The sequence below is a fragment of the Ruegeria sp. BA12 genome, assembly GCF_056539625.1.
In genome coordinates this window covers 140,373-158,014 of sequence record NZ_JBQFVF010000010.1, presented here as the reverse complement: position 1 = coordinate 158,014, position 17,642 = coordinate 140,373, and the positions used below count along the sequence as shown (strand labels likewise).

27 protein-coding genes and 2 pseudogenes are annotated in these 17,642 nt (G+C 55.0%); 28 read left to right on the top strand and 1 reads right to left on the bottom strand.

The window, feature by feature from the left end; translation table 11 throughout:
- The 8 genes from ACR0B0_RS17620 to ACR0B0_RS17585 form a co-directional block, all read left to right on the top strand.
- The coding region (locus ACR0B0_RS17620; RefSeq protein ID WP_017929992.1) for an EF-Tu C-terminal domain-related protein at window positions 1-101 on the top strand (101 nt) is incomplete at its 5' end.
- Window positions 102-233: 132 nt separating this feature from the next.
- Window positions 234-1,478 carry a cation:proton antiporter domain-containing protein gene (locus ACR0B0_RS17615; protein WP_480648901.1) on the top strand — a complete coding sequence of 415 codons (1,245 nt, stop codon included), beginning with the start codon at window positions 234-236 and terminating at the stop codon, window positions 1,476-1,478.
- Window positions 1,479-1,693: 215 nt separating this feature from the next.
- Complete coding sequence (locus ACR0B0_RS17610) at window positions 1,694-2,389, top strand: hypothetical protein (protein ID WP_480648900.1); 696 nt, start codon at window positions 1,694-1,696, stop codon at window positions 2,387-2,389.
- Between the two features lie 330 nt (window positions 2,390-2,719).
- On the top strand, window positions 2,720-3,034 hold the full coding sequence (rpsJ, locus tag ACR0B0_RS17605) for a 30S ribosomal protein S10 (protein WP_008756422.1): 315 nt from the start codon (window positions 2,720-2,722) through the stop codon (window positions 3,032-3,034).
- An 18-nt stretch (window positions 3,035-3,052) separates the two neighbouring features.
- Window positions 3,053-3,778 (top strand): 50S ribosomal protein L3, encoded by a 726-nt coding sequence (gene rplC / locus ACR0B0_RS17600; protein ID WP_170334115.1) that lies wholly within the window; start codon window positions 3,053-3,055, stop codon window positions 3,776-3,778.
- Window positions 3,775-4,392 carry a 50S ribosomal protein L4 gene (rplD, locus tag ACR0B0_RS17595; RefSeq protein ID WP_170362268.1) on the top strand — a complete coding sequence of 206 codons (618 nt, stop codon included), beginning with the start codon at window positions 3,775-3,777 and terminating at the stop codon, window positions 4,390-4,392. Before rplC ends, rplD begins: the two co-directional genes overlap by 4 nt.
- Window positions 4,389-4,685 carry a 50S ribosomal protein L23 gene (locus ACR0B0_RS17590; protein ID WP_058272362.1) on the top strand — a complete coding sequence of 99 codons (297 nt, stop codon included), beginning with the start codon at window positions 4,389-4,391 and terminating at the stop codon, window positions 4,683-4,685. The genes rplD and ACR0B0_RS17590 overlap by 4 nt, the downstream gene beginning before the upstream one ends.
- A gap of 330 nt (window positions 4,686-5,015) precedes the next feature.
- On the top strand, window positions 5,016-5,717 hold the full coding sequence (locus tag ACR0B0_RS17585; protein WP_217360552.1) for a hypothetical protein: 702 nt from the start codon (window positions 5,016-5,018) through the stop codon (window positions 5,715-5,717).
- A gap of 28 nt (window positions 5,718-5,745) precedes the next feature.
- Here ACR0B0_RS17585 and ACR0B0_RS17580 read toward each other — a convergent pair whose 3' ends face one another.
- Window positions 5,746-6,183 (bottom strand): MarR family winged helix-turn-helix transcriptional regulator, encoded by a 438-nt coding sequence (locus ACR0B0_RS17580; protein WP_368040155.1) that lies wholly within the window; start codon window positions 6,181-6,183, stop codon window positions 5,746-5,748.
- A 102-nt stretch (window positions 6,184-6,285) separates the two neighbouring features.
- Here ACR0B0_RS17580 and ACR0B0_RS17575 point away from each other — a divergent pair, with 102 nt between their 5' ends.
- The 20 genes and pseudogenes from ACR0B0_RS17575 to rplE all read left to right on the top strand — a co-directional run bounded on the left by ACR0B0_RS17575 (window position 6,286) and on the right by rplE (window position 17,642).
- The gene (locus ACR0B0_RS17575; RefSeq protein ID WP_170351684.1) at window positions 6,286-6,867 is read left to right on the top strand and encodes a YceI family protein; all 582 of its coding nucleotides are present in this window, start codon (window positions 6,286-6,288) and stop codon (window positions 6,865-6,867) included.
- A 259-nt stretch (window positions 6,868-7,126) separates the two neighbouring features.
- Complete coding sequence (locus tag ACR0B0_RS17570) at window positions 7,127-8,161, top strand: fatty acid desaturase (RefSeq protein WP_170351683.1); 1,035 nt, start codon at window positions 7,127-7,129, stop codon at window positions 8,159-8,161.
- 5 nt (window positions 8,162-8,166) lie between these two features.
- Window positions 8,167-8,261, top strand: a pseudogene (locus ACR0B0_RS17565) (50S ribosomal protein L23); the annotation flags it as partial.
- Between the two features lie 172 nt (window positions 8,262-8,433).
- Window positions 8,434-9,444, top strand: coding sequence for a formylglycine-generating enzyme family protein (locus tag ACR0B0_RS17560; protein ID WP_170351682.1), 1,011 nt, complete (start codon window positions 8,434-8,436; stop codon window positions 9,442-9,444).
- A gap of 307 nt (window positions 9,445-9,751) precedes the next feature.
- Window positions 9,752-10,594: a 50S ribosomal protein L2 gene (gene rplB, locus ACR0B0_RS17555; protein ID WP_008757664.1), complete on the top strand. Its 843-nt coding sequence runs from the start codon at window positions 9,752-9,754 to the stop codon at window positions 10,592-10,594.
- 3 nt (window positions 10,595-10,597) lie between these two features.
- Window positions 10,598-10,876, top strand: coding sequence for a 30S ribosomal protein S19 (gene rpsS / locus ACR0B0_RS17550; RefSeq protein ID WP_005980699.1), 279 nt, complete (start codon window positions 10,598-10,600; stop codon window positions 10,874-10,876).
- 3 nt (window positions 10,877-10,879) lie between these two features.
- Window positions 10,880-11,260, top strand: coding sequence for a 50S ribosomal protein L22 (gene rplV / locus ACR0B0_RS17545; RefSeq protein ID WP_039538267.1), 381 nt, complete (start codon window positions 10,880-10,882; stop codon window positions 11,258-11,260).
- Entirely contained in the window at window positions 11,260-11,970 is a 711-nt protein-coding gene (rpsC, locus tag ACR0B0_RS17540) for a 30S ribosomal protein S3 (RefSeq protein WP_008758042.1), read from the top strand. The genes rplV and rpsC overlap by 1 nt, the downstream gene beginning before the upstream one ends.
- A gap of 12 nt (window positions 11,971-11,982) precedes the next feature.
- The gene (gene rplP, locus ACR0B0_RS17535; protein ID WP_058283513.1) at window positions 11,983-12,396 is read left to right on the top strand and encodes a 50S ribosomal protein L16; all 414 of its coding nucleotides are present in this window, start codon (window positions 11,983-11,985) and stop codon (window positions 12,394-12,396) included.
- Window positions 12,397-12,599: 203 nt separating this feature from the next.
- The gene (locus tag ACR0B0_RS17530; protein ID WP_170351681.1) at window positions 12,600-13,070 is read left to right on the top strand and encodes a YHS domain-containing (seleno)protein; all 471 of its coding nucleotides are present in this window, start codon (window positions 12,600-12,602) and stop codon (window positions 13,068-13,070) included.
- Window positions 13,067-13,174 (top strand): annotated as a pseudogene (rplP, locus tag ACR0B0_RS17525) (50S ribosomal protein L16); the annotation flags it as partial. The gene ACR0B0_RS17530 and the pseudogene rplP (ACR0B0_RS17525), both read left to right, overlap by 4 nt.
- 216 nt (window positions 13,175-13,390) lie before the next feature.
- On the top strand, window positions 13,391-13,939 hold the full coding sequence (locus ACR0B0_RS17520) for an amino acid synthesis family protein (protein WP_170351680.1): 549 nt from the start codon (window positions 13,391-13,393) through the stop codon (window positions 13,937-13,939).
- 49 nt (window positions 13,940-13,988) lie between these two features.
- Complete coding sequence (locus ACR0B0_RS17515; protein ID WP_480648907.1) at window positions 13,989-14,609, top strand: 2OG-Fe(II) oxygenase family protein; 621 nt, start codon at window positions 13,989-13,991, stop codon at window positions 14,607-14,609.
- Window positions 14,610-14,865: 256 nt separating this feature from the next.
- A complete protein-coding gene (locus ACR0B0_RS17510) occupies window positions 14,866-15,072 on the top strand; it encodes a cold-shock protein (RefSeq protein ID WP_170351679.1) in 207 nt (68 codons plus the stop codon).
- A gap of 196 nt (window positions 15,073-15,268) precedes the next feature.
- The gene (locus ACR0B0_RS17505; RefSeq protein WP_170362261.1) at window positions 15,269-15,694 is read left to right on the top strand and encodes an ester cyclase; all 426 of its coding nucleotides are present in this window, start codon (window positions 15,269-15,271) and stop codon (window positions 15,692-15,694) included.
- 194 nt (window positions 15,695-15,888) lie between these two features.
- Window positions 15,889-16,095, top strand: coding sequence for a 50S ribosomal protein L29 (rpmC, locus tag ACR0B0_RS17500; protein WP_010437082.1), 207 nt, complete (start codon window positions 15,889-15,891; stop codon window positions 16,093-16,095).
- A 4-nt stretch (window positions 16,096-16,099) separates the two neighbouring features.
- Window positions 16,100-16,330 (top strand): 30S ribosomal protein S17, encoded by a 231-nt coding sequence (gene rpsQ, locus ACR0B0_RS17495; RefSeq protein ID WP_170351678.1) that lies wholly within the window; start codon window positions 16,100-16,102, stop codon window positions 16,328-16,330.
- A gap of 76 nt (window positions 16,331-16,406) precedes the next feature.
- Window positions 16,407-16,775 carry a 50S ribosomal protein L14 gene (gene rplN / locus ACR0B0_RS17490; RefSeq protein WP_008757934.1) on the top strand — a complete coding sequence of 123 codons (369 nt, stop codon included), beginning with the start codon at window positions 16,407-16,409 and terminating at the stop codon, window positions 16,773-16,775.
- A 2-nt stretch (window positions 16,776-16,777) separates the two neighbouring features.
- Complete coding sequence (gene rplX, locus ACR0B0_RS17485; RefSeq protein ID WP_008755589.1) at window positions 16,778-17,089, top strand: 50S ribosomal protein L24; 312 nt, start codon at window positions 16,778-16,780, stop codon at window positions 17,087-17,089.
- Entirely contained in the window at window positions 17,082-17,642 is a 561-nt protein-coding gene (gene rplE / locus ACR0B0_RS17480) for a 50S ribosomal protein L5 (protein WP_170351677.1), read from the top strand. The genes rplX and rplE overlap by 8 nt, the downstream gene beginning before the upstream one ends.

Genomic DNA, 17,642 nt, shown 5'->3' with positions numbered 1-17,642 from the left:
AGCTGATCGCCCCGATCGCGATGGAAGACGGCCTGCGTTTCGCCATCCGCGAAGGCGGCCGCACCGTCGGCGCCGGCGTTGTGTCGAAAATAATCGAGTAAGGCGCTTACGCGATTACCAAAAGAAAGGGCGTCCGAAGGGACGCCCTTTTTTTGTTTGGATGTATCAGTTCCTAGGCGCGCAAAAATGTGCAGCTTGTGTAAGAGAATTCCACAAGCAATATTTGAACCTATATGGAAAACTATCTTTTTCTATCTTTCATTCTTCTCGGGACGGGCATTGCTATTGTTCCGGTCGCCGTATGGCTTGGCCTTGGGTCGGTTCTGGGTTTCCTGATTGCCGGAATGCTGCTTGGCCCTGTCTTGTCGGCGCTGAGTGTTGATGTCGGCAGCCTTGAGCGGTTTGCCGAATTTGGCGTTGTCATGATGCTGTTTCTGATTGGTCTGGAACTGGCGCCAAAGAAACTTTGGGATTTGCGTAAAAGGCTTTTGGGGTTGGGCGGTTTGCAACTGGTTTGTACCTCTCTTGCCGTAATGGGGTTGGCGATGGCGCTTGGGCAGCCGTGGCAGTCGGCCTTGACCATCGGGTTGATATTTTCACTGTCGTCCACGGCTATCGTGTTGCAAACACTGCATGAAAAAGGGCTGCTGATGGGAACCGGAGGGCAATCCAGCTTTTCGGTTCTGTTGATGCAGGACATTGTGGTGATTCCAATTCTGGCGCTTCTGCCGCTACTGGCCCTGCCGGAGCTTGCCGCGATGGGGGGCGGGGCCGTCAGTCACGGGCCCACGACAAGCACCGGGCTTTCACTGAATCTTGTGCAAGGCATGCCGGGATGGCTGAGGGCGCTTGTCACACTTGGTTCGATCATTCTGGTGATTGTTGGCGGTGCTTATCTGACCGGGCCAGTGTTCCGATATGTCGAATCCGCTAAATTGCCTGAGCTGTTCACAGCCATGGCCCTGACCCTTGTGGTCGGTGTGGCCGTGTTGATGATGGCCGTTGGTCTGACACCGGCTCTGGGGGCGTTCATCGCTGGGGTGGTGTTGGCCAATAGCGAATATCGCAATGCGCTTGAAAAAGAGATCACTCCGTTCAAGGGGCTGTTTCTTGGGTTGTTTTTTGTTAGCGTAGGAGCCTCGGTGAACTTCAGGTTGATGGTCGATAATGTAGGCCTGGTTGTCTCGCTGACCTTTGGAGTGATGGCTATAAAGGCGGTGATCCTCTTTGCTCTGGGCCGATTGTTCGGCGTGTCCGGTGCAAATAATTGGCTGTTTGCGCTGGGGATGGCGCAGGCCGGAGAGTTCGGGTTTGTGTTGCTGTCCTTCTCGGTCGCCACGCATGTGTTGAGCGCCGATCTGGCGAATACGTTGATCATTGTCGTTGCCTTGTCGATGGTGCTGACGCCGCTGTTTTTTCTTTTCTACGACAAGGTCGTTGCGCCGCGATATTTGCCTAAAGAACCGGCTGAGAGTTAAAGGCTACTTGGCCGGATCGAAGGCACCGAGTTGGTTATGCCTGACGACAACGTCGGCTTCACGTCGAGCTGATCGCGCCTATCGCGATGGGAAATAGTCTACGTTTCGCCATCCGCGAAGGCAAATACCCGCGAGCAACGAGCTACTTGAGGTTGTCGAAGATCGCGGCTGAATGTAGGTTATCCAACAGTGAAAAATCGTTGGAAAACAAAGTAATGAGCAACACTGATTTTAAGGATTGGAAGCCGACCACTTTAAACATGTCGTTTAACTCTCCATGGTCAATTTTGAGGCCGACCGTATTCAGGTTCATGGAAAAAAAATATGTCGATAGTTTCTTTGAGGATGGTTCGTTACGTCTTTCATCATTCGCGAAGTTTTCTCAACACTATGACGAAGAGCGAAAAGATGATGCTGAAGGAAAAGCCATTTCAACGCTAGTGGACGGTGAAAAGACTGTGATGTTCGCCAGCCAAGTTGGTGCCAGTAGCTATGTTCTTTGCGGATCAATAAGTTCAGCCGACTCTATCTCAAAAGCATTTGGCACTTCTGCCATAGTAATAGAAGACACTTTGAATTTTGCGGGCGCAGTGGCCCGCGCGTTGCCCGGCTATAGACAAGGGATTGAAGGTCTTTGCAAATATCAGGACGGAAGACTGATACACCAAAAGCTTGTTGAAGGGGAAATAAGCAAACAGCTAGAGAAACATCGACTTCCTGATGGAGGCATCAATATGGACATGATTAGAGAGGTGCAAACCCACACGGCAATTGAGCAGGTGTTTCTAAAGGACGCGAAATATGCTCACCAGCTAGAATACCGGTTGCTTTGGGAATGCTCGACAATAGACGACCACATTGACGTGAAAATCCCGGAAGCCCGGGAGTTCTGTAAGCGTTTGGGCCCGTAATCTGTTGGTGACTGGAGGTAAAGTACGATCAAATTGTACTTACACTTTGGGCATAGATAGAAACAGTTCTCTATACTACTAACCTACCGATGTTTGCTCTTTTCGGAATCACGGCTCCGCAAATCTTCGACTTCGATGATTTTCTTTCTCGATGACTGTATCGGCCAATTCCAACTTGCCCCTTGCCAAACCCCCCACACACCTGTATTTCGCGCGAGTTCTCAACAAGAACATCGAGGCGGGGTGATTCCCGCCTTTTGGGTTCGATGAGGGTTGGCGATGCGCGTCTGTCCTCCTCTCAACCTCAACGCCTGATAAAAGGCTGTTATTATGCAAAGCCAAAATATCCGTATTCGGCTGAAGGCATTTGACTATCGCGTTCTGGATGCCAGCACGCAAGAGATCGTCAACACTGCCAAGCGGACCGGCGCGAACGTGCGTGGCCCGATCCCGCTGCCGAACAAGATTGAGAAGTTCACGGTTCTCCGTGGCCCTCACGTCGACAAGAAATCCCGCGACCAGTTCGAGATCCGTACGCACAAGCGTCTGCTCGACATCGTTGATCCGACCCCCCAGACCGTTGACGCGCTGATGAAGCTCGACCTCGCTGCTGGTGTGGACGTCGAGATCAAGCTGCAGTCGTAAGATCGGAGGGTATAGATTATGCGCTCTGGTATTATCGCAAAAAAAGTTGGCATGACCCGCCTGTTCATGGAAGACGGCAAGCAGATCCCTGTGACCGTTCTTCACCTGGACAACCTGCAGGTCGTTGCACAGCGTACGGCTGACAAAGATGGCTACACCGCCGTTCAGCTGGGCGCCGGTGCTGCCAAAGCAAAACGCACCTCGAAAGCCATGCGCGGCCACTACGCCGCTGCCAAGGTCGAGCCCAAGCGTAAGCTGGCCGAGTTCCGCGTCTCCGAAGATGGCCTGATCGATGTAGGTGCCGAGATTTCGGCAGAACACTTCCTGGAAGGTCAGAAGGTTGACGTTTCGGGTACCTCGATCGGTAAAGGCTTTGCCGGTGCGATGAAGCGCCACAACTTCGGTGGTCTGCGCGCCTCGCACGGTGTTTCGATCAGCCACCGTTCGCACGGTTCGACCGGTCAGTGTCAGGACCCGGGCAAGGTGTTCAAAGGCAAGAAGATGGCCGGTCACATGGGTGCTGCCCGTGTTACCACCCAGAACCTGGAAGTCGTCAAAACCGACGCCGACCGTGGTCTGGTCTTCATCAAAGGCGCCGTTCCCGGACCGAAATCGGGCTGGGTCACCGTCAAGGACGCCGTCAAGAAGAAAGCACCGGAAGGCCTGCCTTTCCCGGCTGCTGTGAAATCGGCTGCAACCGAAGCACCTGCGGAAGAAGCACCCGCGGAAGGTGGTGAAGCATGAAACTTGATGTAATCAATCTGGACGGCGGCAAAGCCGGCAACATCGAGCTGGATGCAGACCTGTTCGGCCTGGAGCCGCGCGCGGACATCCTGCACCGTGTGGTCCGTTGGCAGCGCAACAACGCGCAGGCCGGCACCCACAAGGTGAAGACCCGCTCGGAAACCAGCTACTCGACCAAGAAGATCTATCGCCAGAAGGGCACCGGTGGCGCTCGTCACGGTGACCGCAACGCGCCGATCTTCCGCAAGGGTGGTATCTACAAAGGCCCGACCCCTCGTTCGCACGGCCACGACCTGCCGAAGAAGTTCCGCAAGCTTGGCCTGCGCCACGCTCTGTCGGCCAAAGCCAAGGCAGGTGAACTGGTTGTGATCGAGAACGCCGAAGCCGAAGGCAAGACCGCCGCTCTGGCCAAACAGGTTGCAAACCTGGGCTGGAAACGCGCTCTGGTCATCGACGGCGCGACCGTGAACGAAGGTTTCCTGAAGGCGTCGCGCAACATCGAAGGTCTGGATATCCTGCCGTCGATGGGTGCAAACGTTTATGACATCCTCAAGCGTGACACCCTGGTGCTCACCAAAGCGGCTGTCGAAGCACTGGAGGCTCGTCTGAAATGAGCGCGAAGGCAGAACACTACGACGTGATCCGCAAGCCGATCATCACCGAAAAGTCGACCATGGCGTCCGAGAACGGCGCGATTGTCTTTGAAGTGGCGATCGACAGCAACAAACCGCAGATCAAAGAAGCGGTTGAATCGCTGTTTGGTGTCAAGGTGAAGGCGGTGAACACCACCATCACCAAAGGCAAGGTCAAGCGGTTCCGTGGCCAGTTGGGCAAGCGGAAAGACGTGAAAAAAGCATATGTAACCCTGGAAGAGGGTAACACCATCGACGTGTCGACCGGTCTCTGATCCGGTTACACCAAGCGGTGAGAACATGATCAGGCTTCGCCCCCGAATGGTGGGCGGAGCCTTTTTACGTTTGGGTCAGGAAGCTGCCATGTCCAAGGCAGGAACGGGTGTCTGACGGCAAGCCGTTAGCGTTTTGTTACCGGCGTTCTTTCGCCGCTAACCCGTGACAGGGGAGCGGACTGCGTTATCTTCAGTAGCAAACGGGGCAAAAGGTTGAAGATCATTCTGTTGATTGGGCGGTGACTATGGGGTGGTACGCCCAAGCGGGGTGGTACGCCCAAGCGTTTTGACTGATGCGCCGAATGCTTCGGAAATTATAGGTACGGTCAAATGAACAAACGTGGAGCAAACAAATCAATCTCTGTGAATTCGGACCGTTTTGCGCGCAAGCAGGGGTTCGTTACCCAGCGCTTACTGCGGCTTTTTGCGGGGTCAGTGGACCCTGCCGGTGACGCGGTTTCAGGCTCCCAAACTGAAGCCAAACGCAATCAGGTACTGGTGCAGATGCGGGCTTTCAGCGCCGAGCCATACTTTCAGATCGCTGATGAAAATCTTGGGCTTTTGTCCGTATTCGATGATCTGAAATATGACAGGGCGGATGTCGACATGGTTTCTCCGGCGATGCGGAGACATGTTTTCGGCAAGCTTGGGCCGCTGGGGTTTTGTCAGATCTCGGGCACGGTACTAGAACATCCGCAGGCTGATATGCGCGTGTACATCCCCAAGTTCCACGCCCTTGGGGCGTCGCCCTTCGATATCATCCGCTATACCGACAAACGGCCGCAGGATTTTTGCCTGCTAACGCCGACCCAGGTGGCCTGTCAGTTTATCGACCATTACGAGTTGGATGACGCAGTGCAGAGGGTCGAAGCGCTGATTGTGAAGCATCCGATCAACCTGCTCAAGCTGGCGGATTATCTTGAGGGGAAACCCAGGCACCGCGCTTTTCGCGAGGTGTTGGGCCATATCAAACTAAAGCAGCGCATTGCGGTTGAATCTGAACCACTGTGTCGCAGGCGGTCATTGGGGTGATCGTCGATCTGGGTCTTTGATGTTTCGTTCAATCCGCCTGACGTCCTGCGGACGCAAGGAACGCCTGCCAACCCTCGGCACCGCCAAGTGCGCGCATCTTTTCATGCAGCAGCGGTCCGTAGATTTTCCACATACGTTTACGCAGCTCTTTGCCCTTGTCTGTAATCTGCAGCATTTTACCGCGCCTGTCTCCGGCATAAGATACGAATTCGATTAGCCCCTCAGAAACCATCCGTCTGCTGAGATGAGACAGGTTCGACTGCTCAAAAATGGTGTCTTGAGCAAGTTCAAAAGGGCGCAGCCTTCCTCCGTGCCGCTCAAGCGACCATAGCAAGTCATACCATTTCAGAGGCGGCAGGCCCGCATCTTTCAAGGCTGCACTGATTTCTGACTGGATAAGCCGGGTTGTCCGGTTCATGGCCACCCAGATGTCTGTTTCCAATGGGGTTGGCAGATCTTTCTTCACAACTTTGTGTTTGCTCCAAATCTTATTGCTGTTGGCTGCAAATTCAACTAGATGAAAATTCATCTAAAAACCAGCCCCATTGCAGATGAAAGGAACATCACGATGACTTTCAAATCTATGATCGCAGCCGTTGCAGTAGCTGTCGCCGTCACCCCGGCCTTTGCGCAGACTTACAAAACCGACCAGGGGCATACAGAGGTGCGCTTTGGCTGGAGCCATGCAGGCGTGTCCAACCAGCATGCCGAGTTCACCAAGGCCGAAGGCGTGCTGGACCTGAACGCGGATGATGTCGAGGCATCGACCCTGAACGTGACAATTGACACAAACAGCCTGTCGTCGGGATTTGGCCCGCTGGACGACCACCTGAAGTCGGCGGATTTCTTTGAGGTCGAAACCTACCCCGAGATCACCTTTGTCAGCACCGGGATCGCGCGGACCGGAGACACCACGGCAGATGTGACCGGTGACCTGACCATCCACGGCGTGACCAAACCCGTGACCTTGAAGGCGACTCTGACCCATCAGGGCGAGCACCCGCTGGGCAGCGCCATCGAATATTACGCGGGCGATTGGGTGGCCTTCACGGCAGAGGGCGAGATTGACCACATGGAGTTCGGTGTGGGGCCCTTCTCGACCGGGCCGATCAGCATCATAATTGCAACCGAGATGAAGGCGGACGGCTAATATTACGGTCGACCGAGTCGTCGGGCTGGCGTCAAGAAACACATATGTAGGTGGAACGGATGACGCCATTGACGATTTCACTTGCCTAAGTCTGACCCGACATCGGACAATCGAACAAGGCCCCCGTGACTTCGGAGGCCTTTTTTGAGCGGCAGCACCATAAATTGAACGCCAAACATCGCGATTGGTCCAGAATCAGGTTGCTATGTCGGTGTGGTCATCTATCCGGTGTGCTGAAAGAAAATGATTTGGCAGGCACATGACGGAAACCAATCTATCGACCTCGGCAAAGCCGGATGTGACCGCCGCGCGTGACTGGGTGACGACGCTTGCCAAATATCGCGAACCGAACCAGTTGCGCAGTTGGTTCGAGCTTGGCGTCAGCATCATCCCATTCATCGCATTGTGGGCAGTGTCGTGGATGTTCCTGTCCGTCAGCTATTGGCTTGCTTTTGCAGTCTCAGTCCTCAACGCGGCATTCCTGTTGCGCCTGTTTGCCATTCAGCACGATTGCGGGCACGGGGCTTTCTTCACGAACCGAACGGTCAGTGACTGGGTCGGGCGGGTGATCGGAGTGCTGACCCTGACGCCCTATGATGTCTGGCGCCGTACGCATTCCACGCACCACAATTCTTCGGGCAATCTGGACAAGCGGGGGATGGGTGACATCCACACGCTGACGGTGGCCGAATACCGTGCGATGACGTCGATGAACCGTTTTTGGTATCGGGTGTATCGGCACCCGATTACCCTGTTTGGCTTTGGTCCCGGGTATCTGTTCCTGTTTCAGAACCGGCTGCCGCTTGGCCTGACGGGTATTCCGAAATTCTGGGTCAGCGCGATGGTCACAAATCTGGCCATTCTGATCGTGTTAGGGGCCATCTACTATTTTGGCGGCATGATGCCGATGTTGCTGATTTTCCTGCCCTCGACCCTGATTGCCGCGGCGGCCGGCGTCTGGCTGTTCTACGTCCAGCACCAATTCGAAGAGACGCAATGGGATCCCGATAAGGATTGGCAGCTGCACGAGGCTGCCCTGCACGGAAGCTCTCATTACATCCTGCCATCCGTATTGCAGTGGTTCAGCGCCAATATCGGCATCCACCACGTGCACCACCTCTACAGCCGCATTCCGTTCTATCGCCTGACCGAAGTGCTGCGCGATCATGATGAGCTGGCCAACAGCAACCAGATGACCATCCGAGAGAGCCTCGCCAACGCGCGCCTGCACCTGTGGGATGAGAAAAGCCGCCGTCTGCTGTCCTTCGCCGAGGCCCGCGCGCTGTATGGGTGAGCGGTAAGTTCCACGGCCAGCTGGGCTGTCGGAAAGACGTCAAAAAGCAAATGTGACCCTGGAAGAGGGTAACACCATCGACGTGTCCACCGGTCTCTGATCGGACCCGTCTTTGGAGAGAGATAAATGTCCCCGCTAAAGTTGGGGGTTTTATTTTTGGGATAACGTGCATTTTCGTTTTTTTCGAGTGCAGTGGCCCTTCGATCAAAGCTCAAAGCTGCTTAAATTCTTTAGCTGTGCGTTCATAAATGACTTGATAGAGATTGAGCAGGATGAGCCTCTTCAGAATTTTGTTTTTGCCGGTGAGTTTCATTGCGCTCTTTCATGTTTCTCCGATTTTCGCTGAGGAGAGCTATTTTATCTCCAAAAGCCAAGTGGTTTCAGATCTTGATACGTTTCAGGAATGCGAAGCATGTCCATCAATGGTTGTTTTGCCTAAGGGGTATTTTTCGTTCGGATCAACTGAAAAAGAGGCGAGGGAAGCGCATCGTCGTTTCAAGATTGGTCTAAACATTGATCCCGATGAAGTCCCAGACCCCTATGACACATTCGTCAGCGAGACCCCAAAACACGACGTTACAATTGATGTTCCTATCGCAATGGGTCTTACCGAAGTTACTCGAGAGGAGTGGGCCGCCTGCGTCGCTGAGAGAAGGTGCGCAGATGAGGCCGACGCACGTATACGCTTTCGACTTAGAAACGGCCCCTACCAAGACCATCCCCGCAGCCCGATCACTGCTGTCACCTACACCGAAATGCAAGACTACTTAGCATGGCTAAATGACAAGGTGGGTGCCAAGGTCTATCGCCTCCCTACTGAAGTAGAATGGGAATACGCTGCCCGGGCAGGAGCAAAAACGATCTTTGCACAAGGTGATTCACTGACACGGGAACAAGCCAACTTTTCTATCTATTGGCGAGAAATCGAAGGTGGCAGGAGCGTGTGGAAAAGAGACCCCGGGAATGAAAAACGGCCTGTTACAGTGGATGAGTTGGATGCTGCAAATTCTTGGGGGTTGCGTCATATGTCTGGAAACGTATCTGAAACGACAAGATCGTGTTGGAGCGAAGGGCATCTCGGCTTTGCCTCTTCGGCTCGCTACCTCGCTGCCTCGTATCGTCCGCTTGGGTGTAGGCGCGTTGGAAAGGGGGGCTCGTACGGAGCATCAGTAGAATTGGCTCGCCCAGCTCGGCGTGTAGGCCATCCCGAAGACTATTGGGGGCCATGGGTCGGTTTCCGCATTGTGCGAGAATTGAAAGCGGAGGACAATCAGGAGGGCTGAGTTGGTGTTGGGTAACCAGTTGTCTCGGCATTTTCTGAAACTAAGTCATCCAAAACTTATAGTGGAGTAATTCGACGCTTCGTTCACCCGCGCAATCGGATTTTGCTGGGGCGCAAAAATCCAGCGCCCGCTATAGACACCCACCCCCAACACTGCTAAATGCACCCAATCTTGCGGCCTCGGATTCGTTCCGGGGCCTCTGATATTTGTAACCGGGGACCTTCGGGGCCCTATACCCTTGGCACCTACGGGGGCCTATCACATAGCGGGGGAATTCCCTGCACTTGCTAAACGGAAGACAGAAAGCATGGCACTTAAGTCGTACAAGCCGACGACGCCGGGCCAGCGCGGGCTGGTGCTGATCGACCGTTCGGAGCTTTGGAAAGGACGTCCGGTCAAGTCTCTCACAGAGGGTTTGACCAAATCGGGCGGCCGGAACAACACCGGACGGATCACTTCACGCCGCCGCGGCGGTGGCGCAAAGCGTCTCTACCGGATCGTTGACTTCAAACGGAATAAATTTGATGTCGCGGCAACCGTCGAACGGATCGAATATGACCCGAACCGGACCGCATTCATCGCACTGGTAAAATACGAAGACGGCGAGCAGGCATATATCCTGGCTCCGCAGCGTCTGGCTGTTGGTGACAAAGTCGTGGCATCCGCCAAGGCCGACATCAAGCCGGGCAACGCAATGCCGTTCTCGGGCATGCCCATCGGTACCATCGTCCACAACATCGAGATGAAGCCTGGCAAAGGCGGTCAGATCGCACGTGCGGCCGGTACTTACGCTCAGTTCGTTGGCCGCGATGGCGGCTACGCTCAGATTCGTCTGAGCTCGGGCGAGCTGCGCATGGTCCGTCAGGAATGCATGGCCACCGTCGGTGCCGTGTCCAACCCCGACAACAGCAACCAGAACCTCGGTAAAGCCGGTCGTATGCGCCACAAGGGCGTTCGTCCGTCGGTTCGTGGTGTTGCAATGAACCCGATCGATCACCCGCACGGTGGTGGTGAAGGTCGTACCTCGGGTGGCCGTACGCCGGTTACTCCGTGGGGTAAGGACACCAAGGGTAAGCGTACCCGCAACAAGAACAAAGCGTCCCAGAAGCTGATCATCCGCTCGCGGCACGCCAAGAAGAAGGGACGTTAATCTATGTCTCGCTCTGTTTGGAAGGGTCCTTTCGTCGATGCTTACGTGCTGAAAAAAGCCGAAGCAGCGCGCGAGTCGGGCCGCAACGAAGTCATCAAAATCTGGTCGCGTCGTTCCACCATTCTGCCCCAGTTCGTGGGTCTGACCTTTGGTGTGTACAACGGCCAGAAGCATATCCCGGTAAACGTCTCGGAAGACATGATCGGTCAGAAGTTCGGTGAATACTCGCCGACTCGCACCTATTACGGTCACGCCGCAGACAAAAAAGCGAAGCGGAAGTAAGTCATGGGCAAGGAAAAGAACCCCCGCCGCGTGGCTGAAAACGAAGCAATGGCGAAAACGCGCATGCTTCGCACCAGCCCGCAGAAACTGAACCTGGTTGCGCAAATGATCCGCGGCAAGAAAGTTGAGAAGGCTCTGACCGACCTGACTTTCTCGAACAAGCGTGTCGCGCAGGACGTCAAGAAGTGCCTGCAGTCCGCAATCGCGAATGCCGAAAACAACCACAACCTGGACGTTGACGAGCTGATCGTCGCCGAAGCATGGGTTGGCAAAAACCTGGTCATGAAGCGTGGTCGTCCGCGTGCCCGTGGCCGTTTCGGCAAGATCATGAAGCCGTTCTCGGAGATCACCATCAAGGTGCGTCAAGTTGAGGAGCAAGCCTAATGGGTCATAAAGTAAATCCGATCGGCATGCGCCTGCAGGTCAACCGCACCTGGGACAGCCGCTGGTACGCCGACACCAAGGACTACGGTGATCTTCTGCTGGAAGACCTCAAGATCCGTGAGTTCATCAACAAAGAGTGCAAGCAGGCCGGTGTTGCCCGTGTGATCATCGAACGTCCGCACAAGAAGTGCCGCGTTACGATCCACACTGCACGTCCCGGTGTCATCATCGGCAAGAAAGGTGCAGACATCGAAGTTCTGCGCAAAAAGCTTGCTCGTATGACCGACAGCGAACTGCACCTGAACATCGTCGAAGTGCGCAAGCCCGAGCTTGACGCGCAGCTGGTTGCCGAGTCCATCGCTCAGCAGCTGGAGCGCCGCGTCTCGTTCCGCCGCGCGATGAAGCGTTCGGTTCAGAACGCCATGCGCATGGGCGCCCTGGGTATCCGGGTGAACGTCGCTGGCCGTCTGGGCGGCGCCGAAATCGCACGGACCGAGTGGTACCGCGAAGGCCGCGTGCCTCTGCACACCCTGCGTGCCGACATCGATTACGCACATGCCGAAGCGATGACTCCTTACGGGATCATCGGGATCAAGGTCTGGATCTTCAAAGGTGAGATCATGGAGCACGATCCGCAGGCACGTGACCGTAAAGCACAGGAACTCCAGGACGGCCCTGCACCTCGTGGTGCTGGTGGCGGTCGTCGCTAAGGAGGGAAAGATATGCTTCAACCAAAGCGTACTAAATTCCGCAAGATGCACAAAGGCCGGATCAAGGGTCTCGCCAAGGGCGGCTCTGATCTGAACTTTGGCACCTACGGCCTGAAAGCTCTTGAGCCTGAGCGTGTAACTGCACGCCAGATCGAAGCTGCACGTCGTGCCATGACGCGTCACATGAAGCGTCAGGGTCGTGTCTGGATCCGCATCTTCCCCGACACTCCGGTCACTGCAAAGCCGATCGAAGTTCGTATGGGTAAAGGTAAAGGTTCGGTCGACCGCTGGGCATGCAAAGTCAAGCCTGGCCGCGTGATGTTCGAGATCGACGGCGTCAATGACGACATCGCCCGCGAGGCCCTGCGCCTGGCCGCGATGAAGCTGCCGATCAAGACTCGCGTCGTGGTTCGCGAAGACTGGTAAGCGATTGGGGGGCTACCCCGTTCGCTAAAAGATTGACCCCCGTCGGGATACCGGCGGGGGTTTTGCGTTCTCGATGTCAGACGCAGGTTTTGGGACTTAAACTTTCAATGGCCACGTGCCGGTTTACCGACTCGTGACTGGCAATCGGCAGACAGGCGTGGCTAAATTCGGACGAACCCTCTCTGCCATCGAGTAGGATACTGATGCCAAGTTTTATCCTCCGCCATTTCGTTCTGTTGTTTCTGATGGCCGTTGGTACCGTGGTCGCCCCCGCAAAAACTTGGGCCGCGTCGCCCGAGGTGAATCTAGGGTATTTCAACAAGCTTGCGATGAACGGATATGACGTCATGACTTATTGGCAAGGCGGTGATCCGCAAAAGGGCGATCCTGAGATCATGGCTCAGCACAATGGCGCCACCTGGGTGTTTCTGAATGATGAAAACCGCCAGGCTTTTCTGTCTGACCCGGCGAAGTATGCTCCTCAATATGGCGGATATTGCGCCTATGCGGCCAGCCAGAATGCGGTGGCCGATGTCGACCCGTTCGCATGGCGCATCTGGGACGAAAAACTGTATCTGAATTACAGCCCGCAGGTGCGGCGCATCTGGGCCAGCGATATTGATGCCAATATTGAAAAAGCAAACGAGTTCTGGCCCGATTTGCTGAAGAAATAGGGCGTGTCTGGATCCGCATCTTCCAAGATACTCCGGTCACTGCAAAGCCGGTCAAAGTACGTCTGGGTAGAGTTTCAGTCGATCGCTGGGCATGCAAGCTCAAGTCGGATCACTATAAAGCTGCCGATCAAGACCTGTGTTTAGGTTCCCTAAGACTGGTAAGTGACTGGGGACCACTCGTTCGTGACAAGATTGCCCCTGTCAGGACACCGGCAGGGGGTATTGTGTTAGTCTTTTGCGACCCATCCCACTGATGAGTGAAAAAAGTCGACCTTTGCCCATAGCCCCCATAATCTGCCCAGAGTGAATGGGAGGGTTGTATGTTTCAGCTACGCAAGAAGGTTTTTGTCAAAGAGGTCATAACCACCGACCAGTTTGGGCAACCATGCGCTCCAGTCTGCAGAGTTGCAGCTTTGGCTGTCATACAAAACCCGCTGGCCGGTAAATTCTCGGAAGACTTGTCCGAGCTGTTTGAAATTGGAGGAATGCTTGGGGCAGACCTAGCGGCCGAGGCTGTTTCTCAACTCGACCGTGCCCCGATTTCCTACGGTAAAGCAGCGATTGTGGGTGCGAATGGCGATCTCGAACAAGGTGGCGCATTGATCCATCCGAAACTCGGCGCTCCAATGCGCGCATCAGCAGGTGGAGGTGAAGCCGTCATCCCGTCGAATGCCAAACTTGGGGCACCGGGATGTGCGATTGATCTGCCCCTCGGACACAAGGACAATCCGTGGTCCTTTGACCATTTCGATACCATGACGCTGAGCATTCCCGACGCGCCGAAACCGGATGAGATTGTTATGTGTCTGGCCTACGCGGATGGCGGGCGTCCGATCCCGCGCTGCGGCTCGGGGCCAATCAAAAACTAAAGGTTGGCTGGGGCTGGCCTTGGATCAGAGCTTGGGCTATGCCCAGCTTATGGCCCAGATTGAATCACTCTTCGTTACCCGTCTTTATCGCGCAGCTTTGTCCGAGTTTGGTCCCAAGATCGACCCAGAAGAGCTGGAAAACTCTTGCCTTGTCATTGCCGAGGATGATGAGGCCGGGCAGGAATGGTGTGAGCAGAACGGCTATCCTGGTTACACCAGCTATGCCTCGCTGACCGATCTGCCGTGGCGGTTCCCGATCTTTGCCGATTTGGTCAAGGCTCTGGACATCCACGTCGCGGCTTTTGCCAAGGATCTCGAGTTTGATCTGGGCGAAGGTGAGTTGAAGCTCGAGGATCTGTGGATCAACATCCTGCCCGAGGGCGGGATGCACTCCAGCCACCTGCACCCACACAGTGTGATTTCGGGCACCACTTATGTGGCGATGCCCGAAGGGGCCAGCGCGTTGAAGCTGGAAGACCCCCGCTCGGGCCGCATGATGGCGGCACCTACGCGTTTAAAAGATGGACGGCGGGACTTACAACCGTTCATCTATATGAAGCCGCAGGTGGGCGATGTCCTGCTGTGGGAAAGCTGGCTGCGCCACGAGGTGCCGATGAACATGGCCGAGGAAGAGCGGATTAGTGTTAGCTTTAACTACAAGTGGGAATGAGCCCCGGTTCCCCGTACGGGAATTGGAACAGCAGAGCAATTGCGCGGCGAACAGGCGGTGTTCCTGCCAATCACGTTTCACCTCGAGTTGCCGAAAAACCTTGCAATATGCTCCGCCATGACCCATGTGAGGCACGCTTACGTTTTTCTTTTTCGACCACTGTCTCCTGAATTTTGGCGTTCAGTCTCTCGATCCAGACCGACCACGCCGCGCTGTCGCAATCCCGCGGACAGCAATTTAATAGGAGAATACGGATATGGCCAATGGCACCGTAAAATGGTTCAACGCAACTAAAGGTTTTGGCTTCATCGCACCGGAGACCGGTGGCAAAGACGTGTTCGTGCACATCTCGGCTGTTGAGCGCTCGGGTCTGACTGGCCTGGCCGACGACCAGAAAGTGACATTCGACATCGAGCCCGGCCGTGACGGTCGTGAGGCAGCTGTGAACATCGCTCTGGCGTAAGCCACTCAGACTTAGACAGTTGAAGACGCGGTCTCGTGCAAACGAGGCCGCGTTTTGCGTTTCCAACCAAAATACAAATAATTCTGGATAGTTTTAAAAAACTTCTCCGGATGAATTCGTCAAACTCAATGTGAGAAAACCTGACGCCAACTCATATACAATCCTGTATGTTCCATGGATCACAGAGGTATCCAGTATGAAAGAAACTGAACGGGTGGTTCGCCAATTCCATGAAAGTTGGGGGATGCGGGATCCTGATCGCGGGGCCGAGGTGATTGCCGAAGATTGTCAGTTCGAAGATGTTGCTCGTGAGGAAAAGCAACTTGGCAAGCTGGCCTATAAAGAGGATTACGAGCGTTGGCGAAAGGCATTCCCGGATGGAGAATGCATCGTGGATAATGTGATCGTCAGCGAGTGCGGTGAATGGGCGATCGTAGAGTTCCACAATACCGGAACCCACACTGGTGTTCTGCATTCAAGCCTCGGTGATTTTGAACCAACTGGAAGGCGATACGAAGTGCGCTATTGCTCAGTAATGCGGGTAATAGGTGGCATGGTTGTTGAAGGACGAGACTATTATGACAGCGCCACTATCGTACGACATCTAGGCTTGGTGAAGTAAGCAGCGACTAGCCTGTTAATGTAGGCAGAGGATTCCTAAACTTTCCCTTGCCACCCACCCCTGAACCCCCTATAGAGCGGCATCTTGCGTTCCCCCGGCTGAGTCGGGGGATTCGTATGTCTATCATTCATCCACCAGGTCAAAGGTGACCCTGATAAGGGGCCTTCTGGTGTTTTGAGCAAAGGAAAAAGGCGATGAACGCCCAAGAACTGCGTGACAAGACCCCGGACCAGCTCCGCGAGGAACTGGCCAACCTGAAGAAAGAAAGCTTTAACTTGCGCTTTCAACAGGCAACCGGTCAGCTGGAAAACACTGCCGGCATCAAAGCGGCCCGCCGCAATGCTGCCCGCGTCAAAACCATTCTGAACGAAAAGGCCGCTGCCGCGGCATCGGAGGAGTAATCCTATGCCCAAGCGTATCCTGTCCGGCACCGTAACCAGCGACGCCAACGAACAGACCGTAACCGTTTCCGTCGAGCGCCGCTTTACGCATCCGGTTCTGAAGAAAACCATCCGTAAGTCCAAGAAATACCGGGCTCACGATGAAAAGAACGCCTTCAAGGTCGGCGACTCTGTACGCATCATCGAATGCGCGCCGAAATCGAAGACGAAACGTTGGGAAGTTCTGGAGGCGTAAGCTTCCGGGATTTTTCCATTTGTCGAAACCCTGGGGGATCTAACGAGACCAGCCCCCACAGGTCGGGAGAAACCACATGATCCAGATGCAGACCAATCTGGATGTCGCTGACAACTCCGGCGCTCGCCGAGTTCAGTGCATCAAGGTCCTGGGTGGTTCCAAGCGTAAATACGCCTCCGTCGGCGACATCATTGTCGTCTCGGTGAAGGAAGCCATCCCACGCGGCCGCGTAAAGAAAGGTGACGTCCGCAAGGCCGTCGTCGTGCGCACCGCCAAAGAAGTCCGTCGCGAAGACGGCACCGCGATCCGTTTCGATCGCAACGCCGCCGTCATCCTGAACAACAACAACGAGCCCGTAGGTACCCGTATCTTTGGCCCCGTTGTTCGCGAACTGCGTGGCAAGAACTTCATGAAAATCATCTCGCTGGCTCCGGAGGTGCTGTAATCATGGCTGCTAAACTCCGCAAAGGCGACAAGGTCGTCGTGCTGGCCGGCAAGGACAAGGGCAAAGAGGGAACGATTACCTCGGTTGACCCGAAAGCCGGTAAAGCTGTTGTCGACGGCATCAACATCGCCATCCGCCACACCCGCCAGACCCAGAACAGCCAAGGCGGCCGTTTGCCCCAGGCAAACCCGATCGAGCTGTCGAACCTGGCACTGCTGGACGCAAACGGCAAAGCCACCCGCGTTGGCTTCCGCATGGAAGGTGACAAGAAGGTTCGCTTCGCCAAGACCACAGGGGACGTGATCGATGCTTGATAACGCAACCTATACTCCGCGTCTGAAGGCTCAGTACGCTGAAACCATCCGCCCCGCTCTGAAAGAAGAGTTCGGTTACAAGAACGACATGCAGCTGCCCAAGCTGGAAAAAATCGTTCTGAACATCGGCTGTGGTGCAGAAGCTGTCAAAGATTCCAAGAAAGCCAAAGCGGCTGTCGAGGATCTGACTGCGATTGCCGGTCAGCAGGCCGTTGCAACCAAGGCGAAAAAGTCGATCGCGGGTTTCCGCGTCCGTGAAGACATGCCGCTGGGTGCGAAAGTGACCCTGCGCGGTGACCGGATGTACGAATTCCTGGATCGTCTGATCACCATCGCGATGCCGCGCGTTCGTGACTTCCGCGGTGTTAAGCCGTCTTTCGATGGTCAGGGCAACTTTGCCATGGGCATGAAAGAGCACATCGTGTTCCCCGAAATCGACTTCGACAAAGTCGACGAAGTCTGGGGCATGGACATCGTAATTGCCACCACAGCGAAAACCGACGCTGAAGCAAAGGCACTGTTGAAAGCATTCAACATGCCCTTCAACGCATAA

What these genes read in the sequence shown, in the direction of transcription:
- ACR0B0_RS17615 (WP_480648901.1), top strand. Translation starts at nt 234, where the DNA reads ATGGAAAACTATCTTTTTCTATCTTTCATTCTTCTCGGGACGGGCATT.
- ACR0B0_RS17610 (WP_480648900.1), top strand. Translation starts at nt 1,694, where the DNA reads ATGAGCAACACTGATTTTAAGGATTGGAAGCCGACCACTTTAAACATG.
- rpsJ (WP_008756422.1), top strand. Translation starts at nt 2,720, where the DNA reads ATGCAAAGCCAAAATATCCGTATTCGGCTGAAGGCATTTGACTATCGC.
- rplC (WP_170334115.1), top strand. Translation starts at nt 3,053, where the DNA reads ATGCGCTCTGGTATTATCGCAAAAAAAGTTGGCATGACCCGCCTGTTC.
- rplD (WP_170362268.1), top strand. Translation starts at nt 3,775, where the DNA reads ATGAAACTTGATGTAATCAATCTGGACGGCGGCAAAGCCGGCAACATC.
- ACR0B0_RS17590 (WP_058272362.1), top strand. Translation starts at nt 4,389, where the DNA reads ATGAGCGCGAAGGCAGAACACTACGACGTGATCCGCAAGCCGATCATC.
- ACR0B0_RS17585 (WP_217360552.1), top strand. Translation starts at nt 5,016, where the DNA reads ATGAACAAACGTGGAGCAAACAAATCAATCTCTGTGAATTCGGACCGT.
- ACR0B0_RS17575 (WP_170351684.1), top strand. Translation starts at nt 6,286, where the DNA reads ATGACTTTCAAATCTATGATCGCAGCCGTTGCAGTAGCTGTCGCCGTC.
- ACR0B0_RS17570 (WP_170351683.1), top strand. Translation starts at nt 7,127, where the DNA reads ATGACGGAAACCAATCTATCGACCTCGGCAAAGCCGGATGTGACCGCC.
- ACR0B0_RS17560 (WP_170351682.1), top strand. Translation starts at nt 8,434, where the DNA reads ATGAGCCTCTTCAGAATTTTGTTTTTGCCGGTGAGTTTCATTGCGCTC.
- rplB (WP_008757664.1), top strand. Translation starts at nt 9,752, where the DNA reads ATGGCACTTAAGTCGTACAAGCCGACGACGCCGGGCCAGCGCGGGCTG.
- rpsS (WP_005980699.1), top strand. Translation starts at nt 10,598, where the DNA reads ATGTCTCGCTCTGTTTGGAAGGGTCCTTTCGTCGATGCTTACGTGCTG.
- rplV (WP_039538267.1), top strand. Translation starts at nt 10,880, where the DNA reads ATGGGCAAGGAAAAGAACCCCCGCCGCGTGGCTGAAAACGAAGCAATG.
- rpsC (WP_008758042.1), top strand. Translation starts at nt 11,260, where the DNA reads ATGGGTCATAAAGTAAATCCGATCGGCATGCGCCTGCAGGTCAACCGC.
- rplP (WP_058283513.1), top strand. Translation starts at nt 11,983, where the DNA reads ATGCTTCAACCAAAGCGTACTAAATTCCGCAAGATGCACAAAGGCCGG.
- ACR0B0_RS17530 (WP_170351681.1), top strand. Translation starts at nt 12,600, where the DNA reads ATGCCAAGTTTTATCCTCCGCCATTTCGTTCTGTTGTTTCTGATGGCC.
- ACR0B0_RS17520 (WP_170351680.1), top strand. Translation starts at nt 13,391, where the DNA reads ATGTTTCAGCTACGCAAGAAGGTTTTTGTCAAAGAGGTCATAACCACC.
- ACR0B0_RS17515 (WP_480648907.1), top strand. Translation starts at nt 13,989, where the DNA reads ATGGCCCAGATTGAATCACTCTTCGTTACCCGTCTTTATCGCGCAGCT.
- ACR0B0_RS17510 (WP_170351679.1), top strand. Translation starts at nt 14,866, where the DNA reads ATGGCCAATGGCACCGTAAAATGGTTCAACGCAACTAAAGGTTTTGGC.
- ACR0B0_RS17505 (WP_170362261.1), top strand. Translation starts at nt 15,269, where the DNA reads ATGAAAGAAACTGAACGGGTGGTTCGCCAATTCCATGAAAGTTGGGGG.
- rpmC (WP_010437082.1), top strand. Translation starts at nt 15,889, where the DNA reads ATGAACGCCCAAGAACTGCGTGACAAGACCCCGGACCAGCTCCGCGAG.
- rpsQ (WP_170351678.1), top strand. Translation starts at nt 16,100, where the DNA reads ATGCCCAAGCGTATCCTGTCCGGCACCGTAACCAGCGACGCCAACGAA.
- rplN (WP_008757934.1), top strand. Translation starts at nt 16,407, where the DNA reads ATGATCCAGATGCAGACCAATCTGGATGTCGCTGACAACTCCGGCGCT.
- rplX (WP_008755589.1), top strand. Translation starts at nt 16,778, where the DNA reads ATGGCTGCTAAACTCCGCAAAGGCGACAAGGTCGTCGTGCTGGCCGGC.
- rplE (WP_170351677.1), top strand. Translation starts at nt 17,082, where the DNA reads ATGCTTGATAACGCAACCTATACTCCGCGTCTGAAGGCTCAGTACGCT.